The following is a 15,702-nucleotide window of genomic DNA, read 5'->3' as shown; positions in this document are numbered from 1 at the left end:
TTTTTTCTAAATAAAGAGTAAGAGATGGACGGCAATATAGCCATTAATTCCATCTCTTACTGATATTAGACTATCGGATAATTCCCTTTGCCGTTACCCCGTTACACTCTACTATTACAAAATCTTTCATAACAGGCTGCAATCTAAAGCTAATAGAAGTATTGTCCGTTACGGCAGAAGAAATCTTTCTTCCGCTCGCATCGAATAAGTTCACCTCTTTGCGATAGCCTTGTGGCAGATTTTCGATACTTATACAATTATCAGAACACATCACTCTCAGTTTCTTTGTCGGGCTTGCCATTGCCTTTTCAAGACCTGTATCTACACCTTCATAGTCTTCAAACTCATCATTTCCGTTTCGTGCAACGACATCCCATCCTTTGGACTTTGCTATTCTGACACTTTCCTTTGAGACAAGATTCTTTTCTGTCAGCGTATTGTTAAGAAATGCTCCCCAAGTCCCATACTCATCAGGCAGCAGAGTCAGGTCGGGCAAGTCCATGGCTATCTTTTTCGTCGCATCTTGTCCGAGCTTGTTTCCTGCCACAATCAACATCCTCAGATTGGGCTTACCCGATATATCAAGTTCTGCTATTGTTCCGCAATTTTCTATTGACAACTGTGCAAGACTGGGATTATTTGACAGGTCAAGCTCCTTCAAAGGGCTCATTGCGGCCGTCAGCACTTCCAAACCTGTGCAGTTAGCGAGGTTAAGAGTGGAAATCCGTGTAGAATCAACATTGAGCCAAAGGAGATATTCACACTTGCTCACATCCAATACTTCCATTTCGTTGTTGGCTGTAACGTTCAGACTTTGTATTTCCGGCATTTTGCCTGTCTCAAGACTTTTAATATTGTTATTGGCGATATCGAGTATCTGCAAATTGTCCGTTTTTCCAAACTTAATATTGTTCAGCTTATTGTTCCTAAGCGAAACACTCTCCAAACCATCAGCATGCGAGAAGTCTATGTCGGTAAGTCCGCAGTCCCATGCTTCAAAGACTGTAAGATTCTTTTGTTCCGAAAGGTCCACGCTCCCAATCAAAGGATTCCCCGATATATTTATGCGCTGCAAATTCTTGTTTCCCTTAAAATCCACAGAACTTATCAGTGGATTATCGTCTATATAGACCGTTTCAAGATTGGGAAGCCCAGAAAGGTCTACACCCGGAAGGTTATTTCCCGTCAGATAAATAGTCTTGAGCGTAACGGGCAACTTGGAAAAATCAAGAGTCTGCACTTCACAGCCCATGAAACTCACATATTCCAACGCTTTGTTAGCAGACAAGTCTATTCCTTCCGGCAGTTCGTTAAGGGCAAAAGACAATTGCTTGATGCAATCATTTTCAGAAAAAGCAACATTATATGTCCTGTCCATGGGCGCAACAAGTCCTTCTATCTTACCGTAGATTCTTATAAGATTGCCTTTCAGTGGTATTTCGCCATCTTCGTTTACTTCGCTTGCCGGCTTTTTACCATATCCGGCATCTATGCGCAAGGAGGCAAAATCTTCTTTCGAACCTGTTACCGTAAACGCCACCGAACCTTCATATTCGGAATCGTCAGTCGTTGTTATGGTAACAAGTGGTTCTTGTGCCCATACGTGCAAAGAACTTACTGACACCACCATCACAAAAGCCAGCAATTTAGAACGTTGGCCCACTTGTCTTGCTGTTTTGCATAGGTCAATCCATAGGGATGCACACAATTTTCCTTTGTCAATGTACAAATTCTTCATAATTTCAACTTTTACGGTTTATAATTAATTTATCTTGTCACAAAAGAACATTCATCTTTCTTGCGAAGATGTCGTCTTGGGCTTGCAACTCCCCCCCCAGTAAACGAACCGGGTATTTCGTTTTCACAGACGTAATTACAAGTTCCTGTTTCCTCTCATATACAAGGTTGGGTAATCCTTTCGGTATATTTTCCATAAAAACATAGATTTCCCAGTACCGGCAGGAAGCGTTCCTGCCGGCATCAGCCACTATATAGCCTTCGTAGCTTCTCTCAACCACTCGCGCTCCATTTCTGTAAGATGCGGCGACAACGTCTCAAAGACTCGGCGATGGTAGACATTGAGCCACTCGCGTTCCTCGGGTGTCAGCATTTCCATAACAATGGGCGCAGTATCAATGGGAGCAAGCGTGAGCGTCTCGAACCCAAGAAAGCTGCCAAACTCCGTCGTCCGATAGGGAACGGCAAGGAGCGTGTTCTCTATACGCACTCCAAACTTTCCTTCCAGATAGATGCCCGGCTCGTCAGTTACGGTCATTCCAGCCACTATGGGTGCCGGCCGCCACTCCATACGTATCTGATGCGGCCCTTCGTGTACATTGAGATAGCTTCCCACCCCATGTCCCGTACCATGCATATAGTTGTATCCATCACGCCACATAGCCTCCCTTGCCATCGCATCTATCTGCGAACCACATGCACCCACGGGGAACTTACATCTGTCAAGCTGTATATGTCCCTTCAGAACAAGCGTATACACCTTCCGCTGTTCGTCGGTGAGGTCGCCCAAGGCTATTGTCCGGGTGATGTCGGTCGTACCGTCTGCATACTGCGCCCCACTGTCTATGAGCACCAGCACGTGGCTCTACGGGAACATCCGTCTCGGGAGTCGCCTCGTAATGGACGATGGCACCATGCGCCTCATAACCGACTATGGTATCGAAAGATATTCCGCGGAATAGCGGTTGTTCGGCCCGTAGAGCCGTCAACCGCTCGTCAAGCGTCAGTTCAGTCTGGCCTCCGGCCTCAACGGCAGGTTTCAACCATGCAAGAAACTTCACCATCGCCACCCCGTCCCGGATCATGGCAGCACGGAATCCTGCCACCTCGGCTTCGTTCTTGACAGCCTTCATTGCCGGAATAGGCGAAGCAGCATACACCACCATTTCCGCATCCATTGCCGTAGCCAGAGTATAGTTGGTAGCAGCAGGGTCTATCAACAGCTTGTCGCCGTCGTATTTCCTCAATCCTTCCGCCACAGCCTCGTAAGGCTCTACCGTTATTTGTTCGGAAGCAAGGTAATCTTCAACCTCCTGCGAGAGCTTCACCTTATTTATATAAAGCGTTACGCTTCGAGGAGAAATAAGCAAATAGGAAACGAAGACGGGATTGCAATGCACGTCGCTGCCACGCAGGTTGAGCGTCCACGCTATGTCGTCAAGTGCAGTAACGAGAAGTCCGTCAGTACAATAGGCGGCCAGCCTTTGCCGTATTCTTCCGATTTTGTCTGCTGCAGGTTCGCCTGCATATTCCAAAGGATGAATACACACAGGGCTTTCGGGGATGGCAGGACGATTTCTCCATATCCTTGCCAAGGGATCTAAATCTGTTCTAATGGTAAACGATGCCTTTTTCGTCAGCTCCGCCATCATTTCCGAAACTTCCGCAAAGGCGTTGACATTCCCATCCACACCCACCACGGGGTTCTCATAGCCTGCCAACTGCTGTACCAGCCAATCTTCCACCGTTGGCGTTCCGAGCATACGGAGCTCATCAGTTCGTACTCCGTATCTGCCAACTGTTCGGCAGCAGAGATAAAATAGCGCGAGTCCGTCCACAAAGCGGCACTCTCCAGCGTTACGACAGCAGTTCCTGCCGACCCGTTGAAGCCCGAAATCCATTCACGTCCTTTCCAGTGTCCGGCTACATATTCGCTGTTATGGGGGTCTGTACTTGGAAAAATAAATGCCATAATGCCTTCTTCTCTCATCAGCGCACGGAGATCAGCGAGGCGTTCGTTTATAGTTTTCATCATATTGCTTGTTTTAGGTACAGTAATAGCCCGGGCATCCAAAACACCCAACTTTAGGCTGCTAAGTTAAGCAAATAATTCAAAACTGCCAAGCCAACCTTGTCAAGAATACACTCTAAATATCAAATAGACTTTACAATGTTGCTTCTTTTCATATTTAATAACACTTTTAGGTCTGGATAAATTCCCCTATATGACCTTTTTCTTGTAACTTTGCCGTACCGAAATAAGAAGACATTGTATTATTCAAATAAAAAATCAACTTATGAATTACTTATCTAACGACAAGCTCGTTATCGTCGGTGCCGGCGGCATGATTGGCTCAAACATGGTTCAGACCGTCCTCACGCTCGGCCTTACTCCTAATATTTGTCTGTATGACATCTACGAACCGGGTGTTCACGGTGTCTTCGACGAAATGGAACAGTGCGCCTTCCCGGGTGCCAACCTTTCTTATACAGTAGATCCTGCCGAGGCTTTCACAGGTGCAAAGTATATCATTTCTTCCGGTGGTGCTCCACGCAAAGAGGGAATGACACGCGAAGACCTGCTGAAAGGCAACTGCAAGATTGCGGCAGACTTCGGTGAGAACATCAAGAAATATTGTCCTGACGTAAACCACGTGGTAGTCATCTTCAATCCAGCCGACGTTACCGCGCTGACTGCCCTTATCCACTCCGGCTTGAAGCCTAACCAGCTGACATCCCTTGCCGCCCTTGACTCCACTCGCCTGCAGCAGGCTCTGGCCCACGAGTTCGACGTTCAGCAGGACAAGGTTACCGGTGCTCACACTTACGGTGGACACGGTGAGCAGATGGCAGTCTTCGCTTCCCGAGTTAAAATAGACGGCGAGCCTTTGTCTGAGATGAACCTTTCCGAAGAGCGTTGGGCTGAAATCAAGCACCATACCATTCAGGGCGGTTCCAACATCATCAAACTTCGCGGCCGGAGTTCCTTCCAGAGTCCTGCCTACAATGCTGTGAAGATGATTGAGGCTGCTATGGGCGGCGAGAAGTTCACCCTGCCGGCAGGCTGCTACGTCAACGACGAAAAGCTCGGATTCAAGAACGTAATGATGGCAATGCCTACTACCATCGACGCTACCGGTGTTCACTACACCGCGCCTGTAGGCACAGAAGAGGAAATAGCAGCCCTTCAGGCTTCCTATGAACATCTATGCAAGATGCGCGACGAGATTGTAGACCTCGGCATTATCCCTGCCGTTGACCAGTGGAAGAACGACAACGCCAATCTCTAAAGACTGGCAGGTAGACGAGTAGACTGGTTTACGGGTAGACAAATAAACCTTTGACAGCCCCAACAGACGAACGAGTCAACCATCGAAAAGTCGAAGTCTACAACACAATAGTATTTCCTCTTAGGAAATAGAGAAGCAAAGGCAACCAACGGAAAAAGTTGGTTGCCTTTTTCTATACCCAAGTTTCCTTTCTTAATAGAACCTTTATTTTAGCAACGGAATGAGACAACAAGACATAAAAAGGCTGCACACTCTAAGCATGCAGCCCTCCAATGTATCAATAACCGTTCGGCAGATTCTTCACCACACCTTCTTTGTCTTATCCCCGATGCGCAACAACAGCGGATGTATGGTAGTCTGAACCGGCACGAATAACGTTGTACTCATAGCGATACCTGTTGAAAGGCATGTGCCAGAAGTTGTATATACTGCATAATGCTCACCACGGTGATGCCATCTATGACATATCCGCCTCCAACACGTGATATGCTTATATCTTTCGCAACCGATGCTGCACCGATACCATTTGTTCCAAACTCCTCAATAATCATGAAGCGGCTCCACCCTGCAGCAGCCTTGTAGAGTTCTTTCGTACCGAAGGGAACATACAGAACAGCAGTAGAAATATTTTCAATATCACTAAATGTTTCTTCTCCGATTACTTGCGGCTGCATCGCATACGCATATACGTTCTTCAGTGCAACACAATGTGCAAATGCCCCGGTTGACAAAGTACAGCCTGCGGGAATGTGAGCCTCCTCCATGAGCAAGTCGTTGAGGAATGCATTCTTACCGATACTCTTCAGAGTCTCTATATACGGCAGTTGAAGAAGCGACATGTTACGTTCAAAAGCATTGTCCCCGATAGTCTGTAGAGCAGGTGTTACACCCTCTTTCCAACCAAACTGCTCCAGTATCATGTTGTAACTCATACCCAACACATCTATTGTCTTGAGCGAAGTTGGCAAGAATATCTTCTTGAATACAGGGCTAAAGGCTATTGCCAGTCGACCAATTGTCTCCACACCGTCCTTTACCGTGAGCTCCTCGCCTACTGCAATAGGTTGGAAGATAAGCGTTTTACCATCCCGAGAATATAGTGCACCTGCATCTGAAACAAGGGCAGTATTGCCCGAAGGCACATTCACGGCAGCAAGATTAAAGTTCGCAGCAAACGCACCGGGACGAACCCTATCTGTTGTCTGCACAAGGGTATATTCGGGTGCCTCACGTCCCGATGGATAGGCAACAATCTCTGTTTTCTCCTTATTATATAAAACACCGTCTACATCACAGAAATTCTTATTGTCGGCTTGCACCTTAATATCAGTCAGACGCGTACAATATAGGAACGGCAGTTCGCCGATTGTTTCCACGTTCTTACCGATTATTACCTTTGTCATCTCGTTTGCTCCTTCGAACGCACGATTGTCTATGGCGATTATATTATCTCCAATGACAGCTTCTCCGACTGCGAGCCACTTCACAAGATGTCCATCCTCAACCACTGGTTTGTGTTCGTCTCCTCCCTGCTGACTCTGTGTGCATACGAGCGAAACTTCCACGTCAGCGTTGAGACTTTCTATCGTATATTCATTTGCAGTCAGTCCCACTATGACTTCATTGTTCAATAACCAACTGTCTACATGATAGCCTTCATTAGGATGTGCAGTGAACACAACCTTCGCTCCAGTTGCTACGGCCGCTCCAGTTACTATTTCATTGCCATCGGCTGTTGCGGTGAGTGTTCCGAACTCATTGAGCGAACTAAATTTCACTACGTTTGTACCAATATTACGCTCGAAATCCACCCGTATGTCCATCATATCGTAAGCATCACAGGTATATGTTGTCTTGCCATACAATTCCTCTATCTTCTCAAACGACGAAGTATTGTCTGGTGCAGTAACTTCTCTATACCAGTCGGTAACGTGATAACCCTCAAAGGCTGTTGCCGTAAATGTAAGTTGTGTACCTACAGGCACTTGCTCAGCGGTATTCACCTCTTTGCCTTCCTGTGTCTTGCACGTAATAGTTCCATAGTCAGGCTGCCTGCTTTTGAAAAATACTGTGTAGCTTTCAGGCATTTTTGCGAAAATGACCTCCACGTTTACAGCCTCCTGCAAGGCATTGATTGTATATATCTGTCCATTTGTCCCTTCCGTCGGCATAGGTTCTGTGATTTCTTTCCCGTTAACTACCCATTTTTCAATTTGGTTTCCGAAAAATGGTGTTGCCTTTACCTTGAGCATAACACCTTCGTTGAGCGAGTTACCACTTTCCACCGGCACAGCTCCCGTTGTCCATGCTTCAATTGTTCCGTAACCCTCGGGCGAGCATGAATAATTCACCTCATATTTCGTAACAGCTCCGGGTTCACCTACAACTATATTGCATTTCTTGAAATCCTTTTGCAGTTTTTCCTTTACAATTTCATTTGCAACGTAGATTGTCGTCTGCTCCTTGTCTGCAAGACTATAGCCCAACGTCTCGAAACTCTCACTCAGGTGGATATCAACAATGCTGAGGGCCCCCACTCCACTGAATGTAAAATAACTATCGTCCACAACACGTACAAGTCTCGGTACATAGAGTTCAGAGAGCGAGGAACACATCACGAAAGCATTGTTGCCAATGATTGTGGCCCCGGGCAACGTAACCTTTTCAAGAGAAGCTATATTGTAAAACGCATCTTCACCGACAGCCTTACAATCATCGGCACTGAGCGACACGTCCTTTCCTCCCCCGGCAAAAGCTACGAGTGTGGCATCTGCTTTACGAAGCAATGCGTTCGATACAGCTCTATACTTCAATCCACCATCAGGCATCGTGAGAGTCAAAGCACTCTTACAACCACGGAATGGGTTATTATAAATATCCGTAAGGGTATTTCCCAGCTTTATGGCCGTTACCTTATCGCAAGAGGCAAACGCATCCTTTTCTATTGACACGATTACCGGCAAATCTATTGCCGTTAGTTCAGTGCATCCACTGAAGGCTGCCTTGCCCACATTCTGTAGTTTCGGAGCATCAATGGAGATAATGCCAGTACAACCGCGGAACGCATTTTCTCCGACTTTCGTTACATTGTTGAGGCTTACCCGGGTAATGTTGGTATTGCTCACCGGATCTGACGCCCCCCAACCTTCGTCATCGGGTTCTCCTTCCTCATAGAAGCAGTTTGCAGCAATCTCAGTAACGTCGTCAGGAATTATTATTTCCCCTTGTGCATCTTCCCAAGATGTCAGCACACCATTGACAACGGTCTGCGCCCTAAGCCCTATAAAGGTCAGGAACATCACACATAAAAGTAAAAATAGTTTTTTCATCCGATTTAATTTTTAGTTAATAAAATAATGACAATTTGCCAAACGGGCTATAATTGTAATTTACAAATATAGCAATTAACTCTGAAAGCAACAAATAATTATTAATAAAAAAGAACAAAGATAAAGACAAATGGATTTTGGCATAACATTAAGACTACGATTTCCACATACCTGTGAGACTTCTATTGCCGCGATTGTCAAGTTCCATGAACTTAACGAAAAGAAATCAGCAGACTGATAACTGGCAATGAAATATATTAAATTGACAACTGACAATCAATAAACAGAATAGCGGACTATGGACAACGGCTCATAGCCTATTTTATATTTCTCATAATCGATGTTGCCCGTCCTAACTTTAATTTAGGAACGAAATCTGTCCTTTCTACTACAAAAAACACATAAGGCAATGGTTTTCTCCGAATAATTATATAAATTTGCAGCAAAACAAAATCTATAACAATGAAAAAAATTCTTACAACCCTCCTTTTAGGCCTGTCGCTGGCAGCTTCTGCCGAAGACAATCCGCTATGCTGCGCCACTGCGCCATCTCGCCCGACGGCCAGACCATCGCCTTCACTTACAAAGGCGACATTTACACCGTGCCGGCAGGCGGCGGCAGCGCACGCCAGCTGACCACCAACACTGCCTACGATGCCTATCCCGTATGGAGCAAAGACGGAAGCAAAATAGCCTTCGCCTCCACCCGCGAGGGCAGCATGGACATCTATCTGATGGGAAAAGACGGCGGCACGCCCCAACGGCTGACCACCGACAGCGGCAACGAGCAGCCCATGGCGTTCAGCGACGACACGCACATTCTCTTCTCTGCCACAGGCATGCCGACAGCGCAGTCTATCATCTTCGCCTCCAACTCGTTTCCGCAGACCTACGTAGTCGGCACCGACGGCAGCCGCCCGCGACTCTACTCTGCCATCACAATGTGCGATGCCTCCGTCAATGCCAACGGCGACATTCTGTACCACGACCAAAAGGGCTACGAAGACCCTTTCCGAAAGCACCATCAATCGCCCATCGCCCGGGATATATGGCTCTTCAGAAAAGGCAACTACACGAAGCTGACCACCTTCCATGGCGAGGACCGCACCCCGGTATGGGCTTCCGACGACAAGAGCTACTACTATCTGAGCGAGGAAGACGGCACCTTCAACGTCTACCGCAGCAATACTGACGGAACTGGCAAAACCCAGCTGACCCGCCACAAGAACCATCCCGTACGCTTCCTGACCGCAGCCAAGAACGGAACCCTGTGCTACGGATACGACGGAGAGGTCTACACACTGGCACAGGGAGGAGAGCCACGGAAGGTCAGCATCAGCATCACGACCGACCAGACCGAGAAAACGCTCGACCGACAGGTGCGCACCAGTGGAGCTACAGAGATAAAGGTGTCGCCCAGCGGCAAGGAGATAGCCTTCGTGCTGCACGGCGATGTCTACGTTACCTCAACCGACTACAAGACCACCAAGCAGATAACCGATACTCCGGAACAGGAGCGCAACATCTGCTTCTCGCCCGACGGCAAAAGCATCGCCTACGGCTCGGAGCGTGGCGGAGTCTGGCAGATTTACCAGACGAAGATAAAGAATGACAAGGAAAAGAACTTTACGTATGCCACCGAACTGGCAGAAGAGCAGCTGACACACTCTTCCCTGACCTCGCAGATGCCGCAATACAGCCCCGACGGCAAGAAGGTGGCCTTCTACGAAGACCGTTCCACACTGAAAGTGCTCGACCTCAAGACCAAGGAGGTGAAGACTGCTATGGACGGGAAATACCTCTACTCCTATCAGGACGGCGACCTCTGGTTTGCATGGAGCCCCGACAGCCGTTGGCTCCTTGCCCCCTACATGGGCAACGGAGGATGGAACAGCCCCGACATCGCACTCGTTGATGCCAGCGGCAGCGGCAAGCTGACCGACCTGACCCAGAGCGGCTATTCGGACGGCAACGCCCGTTGGCACTCGGAGGCAAGGCCATGACCTTCTCCAGCGACCGCGCCGGATACCGCAGCCACGGCAGCTGGGGAACGGAAGACGACGTCTACATCATGTTCTTCGACTTGGACGCCTACGAGAAGTTCCGCATGAGCAAGGAGGAAAAGGAACTTGCCGACGCTGCCGAAGCCGAAAAGAAGAAAGAGGAAGCCAAGGCCAAAGAGGAGAAGGACAAGAAGGGCAAGGCAAAGGGCAAGAAGTCTGCTGCCAAGAATACCAAGGGCAAGGACAAAGACAAGGAGAAGAAAGACGAGACAAAGGCACTGGTATTCGACCTTGACAACTGCCGCGACCGCATTGTCCGCCTGACGGTCAACTCATCCCACTTGGGCGATGCCATCCTCAGCCCCGGCGGCGACACGCTCTACTATCAGGCAGCCTTCGAGGACGACTACGACCTGTGGAAGCACGACCTCAGAGAGGACAAGACTGAGCTGGTACTGAAGAACGTCGGTGGCGGTTCGTTTGAGGCAGACAAGAACTTCAAGAATCTCTACCTCTGCACCGACAACGCCATCAAGAAGATAGACCTCGCCAAGAACGCCACAAGCAACATCAGCTATGAGGCACGTTTCAACCTCAAGGCCAACGAGGAACGCCAGTATATCTTCGACCACGTTTGGCGGCAGGTGCAGGACAAGTTCTACGACCCGAAGCTGCACGGCGTAGACTGGGCCGGCTACCGCAAGGCATACGAGCGGTTCCTGCCCTACATCAACAACAACTACGACTTCCGCGACATGCTCAGCGAACTGCTCGGAGAGCTGAACGCCTCACACACGGGCGCACGCTACGGCACCTACGGGGCTGCACTGAAGACCGCCTCGCTCGGTCTCTTCCTCGACCCGGCCTACGACGGCGACGGCCTGAAGGTGGAAGAGGTCATCAAGCGCGGCCCGTTCGCAGTGAAGAAAACCGACGTCGTGCGCGGCTGCATCATAGAGAAGATTGACGGCGAGCCCATCCTCAAGGACAAGGACTACAACTATCTGCTCGACGGAAAGGCAGGCAAGCCCGTCCGCGTGTCGGTCTTCAACCCCAAGACCAAGAAGCGGTTCGACGTTACCGTCAAAGCCATTTCCAAGGGTCAGGAGGAAGACCTGCTCTACAGACGCTGGGTAGACCGCAACCGCGCCATGGTAGACAGCCTCTCGCACGGACGAATCGCCTACGTCCACGTCAGGGAGATGGACAGCCACAGCTTCCGCACCGTCTACAGCGAACTGCTCAGTGCAGAGAACCGCGCCAAGGACGCCGTCATCGTAGACGAACGCCACAATGGCGGCGGATGGCTGCACGACGACCTCTGCACGCTCCTTAGCGGAAAAGAGTATCAGCACTTCGTGCCACAGGGCAAATACATCGGCAGCGACCCCTTCAACAAGTGGACAAAGCTTCGTGCGTACTGATTTGCGAGGACGACTACAGCAACGGACACGGATTCCCGTCGGTCTACAAGACACTCGGAATCGGCAAGCTCATAGGTGCCCCGATAGCCGGAACGATGACCGCCGTATGGTGGGAACGCCTCATCAACGGAATGATATTCGGTATTCCGCAAGTGGGCTGTCAGGACATGCAGGGCCGGTTCGGCGAGAACTTGCAGCTGAATCCTGACATAGAAGTCTACAACACGCCTGCCGACTATCTCGAAGGACGCGACCGCCAACTGGAACGTGCCGTTGAGGAGATGATGAAGAAGTAGGACCATGCCTCCGAAGCGACCCATTCGTGCCACTTCGGAGGGTTTCCGAAAAAGCAACCTAAGACTCTGTATATCAGGGAAATAAATACTTAAAGGACGAAAGTGCCGTTTTCGCTCATCCGAAACGGCACTTTCGCATCATGAAACGGGCACTTTGACTTGGTCAAAGTGCCCGTTTCGCTTTAAAGGTCGGGCTGTTCGGTACAGAGTTCGTCCGTAGCCATCCTTACCAGCGACGAATTGCCCCACCGGCGAGGCGAAACAAGCATCGTGTTGACATGCGAGGAAAGCAGCTGCTTGAGCAGTGCACGGTCTTCGATACGGTCTATGAAATTGTCTCTGGCAGCCAGCCTACCAAACAGGAAAGGACATTTCTGAAAGGGCTTCATGTATGCAGACTGACTGATTATGCCACTAAGATACAAGAAGTTACATGGGAGTAACTTACCTTCACGTAACTTCTAACGAAAAAGAACAGCAGTAACGAAGGGCGGACGCCCAAAAGAAAGACTCTGGGAAGAACCAAGGGCGACAGCAACCTGCCGGGAAAAGAACAGCATGCGGAAGTCTCCGTCTCCCTACTCCACGCCCATCAGGCTTTTCCATCCCCCGATACCGAAGCGGACATAGTTGGAAATTATTTTGTTCAGACCGTCCTCGGAGATTTCTTCGTTCACGACGATGGTCTTGATAAGTCCGCTCCACAGCTCGCAGAGAATACGGACAAAATGCGGAGACACGTCGGCCGTGATGCTCGGATGCAGCTGCTTCATCCGGGCTATGTACCTCTGCCCGTCTTGGAAGAATCCTTCCAACCACTGGCTGAAACAGCCTTCGAGCGAGGTGCCGGCCGTCTCAAAAATCAACAGGCGGAGTTCCTTTCGGTAGGGCTTTACGAACGAGGCTACCTGCTGCCGCATTATCTCGTAGTAAACCTCGTAGCGGAAGAGGTCGAGCGTCGTATAGGTAACGTCGAGGTTCATAGCCCGGTAGTCTCTACAGACCTTGAAGAGCGGAGCGAGAACCGCTTTCAGAAGGTCGTCCTTGCCCTTGTAGTAGTTGTAAATGTTGCCTACGGCCACACCCGACTTGTCGGCAATGGTCTTCATGGAAGTTCGCTTCACGCCATTCTTCAGGAACTCGTCGCGTGCAACGAGGAGTAAAAGCCTGCGTATTTCGTCTTTCTGTGTCTGCATTATAGAGGAGGAATGATGGAATATTGTTTCGGAGGGTAAGAAGTTGTGGAATGTCAGGGAGCTAAAGGAGTCCGGGAAGTCCGGCAAGCACAGGGTTTGGGGAAGTTCGGAAGCTGAAGAAGTCAGGGAGTTAAGGGAGTCAGAGAAACAGGGCCAAAGGTCTTGCCGGATATTTCTCTTCATCCTATTATAGGGGGCAAAGGCTTTGGCATCCCCTCCCCAACTCCCGTAACTCCCAAACCGACAGAGCCTACCGCCCTATTTCAAGCCGGACGACGCGCTGATTGAGGCGTCGCCAGCAGTAGGGAATCTTGCAGAGCAGCCGGATGACGAGCGGAAGCCGCCCTTCGCCGTGGTCGCTCATGTAGTATTCCTTCGCTACGTGCAGGCGGCTGTCCCACGCTTCCATATCCTTCGTGTCCAACAGCGACCATCTGAACTCGGCAACATCGTCCATCCTGCGCAGCATGTCGTGCTGCTTGGCACGGCCGACGGCGCAGAAGGCAAGCATGTCGAACAGGACGGCAGCCGCTGGGAAGCTGTCGCAGAGACGCCTGAAGAGCATCTCTATCTCGTCTTGGCTGAAATACATCACCACGCCTTCGAGAATGATGAGGACGGGCTTGCCATACGACTGCACGCGCTCTATCCATTCCTCACCGAACATCGACTCGGCAAGGAAGCTGTTCCGCTCCGACTCGGTGAAGAACCGGCGGCGCAGGGCGACGGCTTCCGGCAGGTCGAGGTCGAACCAGTGGCTGACCGTAGGACTGCCCAGCCGCTCGTAGCGGGCATCAAGCCCTGCACCCAATTGTATGACCACCGCGTCGGGATGGAGGGCGAGGAACTGCCGGGCCTCATCGTCAATCAGCCGGGCACGGATACAGCATCCTACCTGCGAGAGCCTGGCCTTCCGGAACTTCGCAAAGTCGTAATCTATCTGTCCGATTATCTCCTTCGCCTTCTCGTCGTGCAGCAGACCACCGGGCCGGTCGGTCTCCACAGCTTTCGCCCACAGGGTGGTGAGCATCGTCTCGGGTATTTTCGTCAATGCAGCTTTTACCTTTTCCATTGTTGACTTTCGTTTATGATTCGTTTACAAGAAACACCTTACCGGCTGTTTGCCGCCTACTGTCAGCAAACAGCCGGGGCTATTGACGGGCTTACTTCGCAAAGCTGTGGAAGAAGGTCGGGTTGCCCTTCACCTGCATGACGGGGCCTGCCACCTCCTTCGTCGCGGGATTGTAGGTATAGAAGCCGTTCGCCTTCTTGTTCGCACTGCCGAAGACCATCAGGTTCTTGTATCTGCCGATGGCGATGCCCTGCGGATTGGAGATTTCCATGCCCTTGATGACGCTGATGCTCTTCTGCTTCAGGTCAATGACGACGGGGATGTTGGTCAGGCTGAGATACGGATTCTCCATTCCCTTGGGGTCGAGCAGATAGCAATTGGCGTAGGCATAGAGCTGCCCGTTGCCGCCATAGCAGACCTCACCGAAGAAGTCGGCATACTTAGCGGGAAGCCCCGAGACCTCGGTCTGGTCGCAGCGGATGCTGTAGCCGGGGTCTATGTCGGTAGAGCCGTTCTTGATGCGCACGATGCCGCCATGAAACTCGGGAATGAAGCCGAACGAACCGATGCAGTTGATGTAGATGTCCCGGTTCTCGTCCATGAAGATGGACCGGGGCGAGATGGGGCGCGTGGCAAAACAGAGTCCCAGCGTGGTGTTGACGATGTGCTTCTCCACCTTGTCGGTCTTCGTGTCTATCACGGCCAGCTCTATGTTGTTCCGTGCAGGCATGTACTGGGCGTTCATCTGATTCAGGCCTACGAAGAGCTTGCCGTTGCGGATAATCATCGCCGCCGGGGCCACTCTCGTGTCTTCCTGCCTGAGGCTGTTGAGGTCGATGTCGGCCAGCCGGGCCATCGTAGCCGGGTTGAACGCCATCACAATTCCCAGTCCCTGAAGACTGACGTAGGCTTTCTCGCTGTTCAGCTCGACGATGTTGCAGGCTGCGGCACCGGCCGGGATAGGCAGCACGCCCTTCTTTTCCCACTTCCCGGCAGCGTCAATACCATAGCGGACTATCTCGGCCTTGGCGTTGCCCATGTAGTCGGGCAACACATAGACGCTGCCCGACTCCACAGGGATGGGACTGACGCCGAAGCCGACGGGGACACCGTTGCTGTTGTCGTAGGTCCCGGACAGCATATCGGGCAATGCCTGCATGTAGCCGCTGCCGTTGTTTCCCTCGGGATTGGTGATACTGGTCGCGAAGATGACGCCCTTGAAGGCCTCAGCCGGCGGAGTCGGTGTCGGGTTGGGCACGGGGTTGTCGCTGTCGCTGCTGCATGAGCAGACGAGTGCCATCATGGCGATGGCGGAAAGGATTGATTTTAAGTTTCTCATTGCTTTATTTGTTTTG

7 protein-coding genes and 2 pseudogenes are annotated in these 15,702 nt (G+C 50.5%); 2 read left to right on the top strand and 7 right to left on the bottom strand.

Annotated elements, in window-relative coordinates; genetic code table 11:
- Positions 1-70 precede the first annotated feature (70 nt).
- Positions 71-1,633 (bottom strand): leucine-rich repeat domain-containing protein, encoded by a 1,563-nt coding sequence (locus JCM15908_RS01065; RefSeq protein WP_159101291.1) that lies wholly within the window; start codon positions 1,631-1,633, stop codon positions 71-73.
- Between the two features lie 354 nt (positions 1,634-1,987).
- Positions 1,988-3,769, bottom strand: a pseudogene (locus JCM15908_RS11545) (aminopeptidase P family protein).
- Between the two features lie 265 nt (positions 3,770-4,034).
- On the opposite strand from JCM15908_RS11545, the gene JCM15908_RS01050 reads away from it, so the two are divergent.
- Positions 4,035-5,027: a malate dehydrogenase gene (locus tag JCM15908_RS01050; RefSeq protein WP_025001919.1), complete on the top strand. Its 993-nt coding sequence runs from the start codon at positions 4,035-4,037 to the stop codon at positions 5,025-5,027.
- Between the two features lie 383 nt (positions 5,028-5,410).
- Here JCM15908_RS01050 and JCM15908_RS11540 read toward each other — a convergent pair whose 3' ends face one another.
- Positions 5,411-8,356 carry a leucine-rich repeat protein gene (locus tag JCM15908_RS11540; protein WP_084607792.1) on the bottom strand — a complete coding sequence of 982 codons (2,946 nt, stop codon included), beginning with the start codon at positions 8,354-8,356 and terminating at the stop codon, positions 5,411-5,413.
- A 462-nt stretch (positions 8,357-8,818) separates the two neighbouring features.
- On the opposite strand from JCM15908_RS11540, the pseudogene JCM15908_RS11535 reads away from it, so the two are divergent.
- Positions 8,819-12,079, top strand: a pseudogene (locus JCM15908_RS11535) (S41 family peptidase).
- 182 nt (positions 12,080-12,261) lie between these two features.
- Here JCM15908_RS11535 and JCM15908_RS01035 read toward each other — a convergent pair.
- The 4 genes from JCM15908_RS01035 to JCM15908_RS01020 form a co-directional block, all read right to left on the bottom strand.
- The gene (locus JCM15908_RS01035) at positions 12,262-12,468 is read right to left on the bottom strand and encodes a hypothetical protein (protein WP_025001918.1); all 207 of its coding nucleotides are present in this window, start codon (positions 12,466-12,468) and stop codon (positions 12,262-12,264) included.
- 189 nt (positions 12,469-12,657) lie between these two features.
- Positions 12,658-13,275 carry a TetR/AcrR family transcriptional regulator gene (locus JCM15908_RS01030; RefSeq protein ID WP_025001917.1) on the bottom strand — a complete coding sequence of 206 codons (618 nt, stop codon included), beginning with the start codon at positions 13,273-13,275 and terminating at the stop codon, positions 12,658-12,660.
- Positions 13,276-13,525: 250 nt separating this feature from the next.
- On the bottom strand, positions 13,526-14,347 hold the full coding sequence (locus JCM15908_RS01025; RefSeq protein WP_025001916.1) for a class I SAM-dependent methyltransferase: 822 nt from the start codon (positions 14,345-14,347) through the stop codon (positions 13,526-13,528).
- Positions 14,348-14,438: 91 nt separating this feature from the next.
- On the bottom strand, positions 14,439-15,686 hold the full coding sequence (locus JCM15908_RS01020; protein WP_025001915.1) for a DUF4374 domain-containing protein: 1,248 nt from the start codon (positions 15,684-15,686) through the stop codon (positions 14,439-14,441).
- Positions 15,687-15,702: the final 16 nt, after the last annotated feature.

Source organism: Prevotella dentasini JCM 15908 (genome assembly GCF_000614065.1).
GTDB lineage: Bacteria > Bacteroidota > Bacteroidia > Bacteroidales > Bacteroidaceae > Prevotella > Prevotella dentasini.
Note: the sequence above shows the minus strand (reverse complement) of the source record. Positions and strands in the feature narration are given on the sequence as shown.

Bases quoted from the DNA above. Each gene is read 5' to 3' on its own strand.
- JCM15908_RS01050 (WP_025001919.1), top strand. From the start codon at position 4,035: ATGAATTACTTATCTAACGACAAGCTCGTTATCGTCGGTGCCGGCGGC.
- JCM15908_RS11540 (WP_084607792.1), bottom strand. From the start codon at position 8,356: ATGAAAAAACTATTTTTACTTTTATGTGTGATGTTCCTGACCTTTATA.
- JCM15908_RS01035 (WP_025001918.1), bottom strand. From the start codon at position 12,468: ATGAAGCCCTTTCAGAAATGTCCTTTCCTGTTTGGTAGGCTGGCTGCC.
- JCM15908_RS01030 (WP_025001917.1), bottom strand. From the start codon at position 13,275: ATGCAGACACAGAAAGACGAAATACGCAGGCTTTTACTCCTCGTTGCA.
- JCM15908_RS01025 (WP_025001916.1), bottom strand. From the start codon at position 14,347: ATGGAAAAGGTAAAAGCTGCATTGACGAAAATACCCGAGACGATGCTC.
- JCM15908_RS01020 (WP_025001915.1), bottom strand. From the start codon at position 15,686: ATGAGAAACTTAAAATCAATCCTTTCCGCCATCGCCATGATGGCACTC.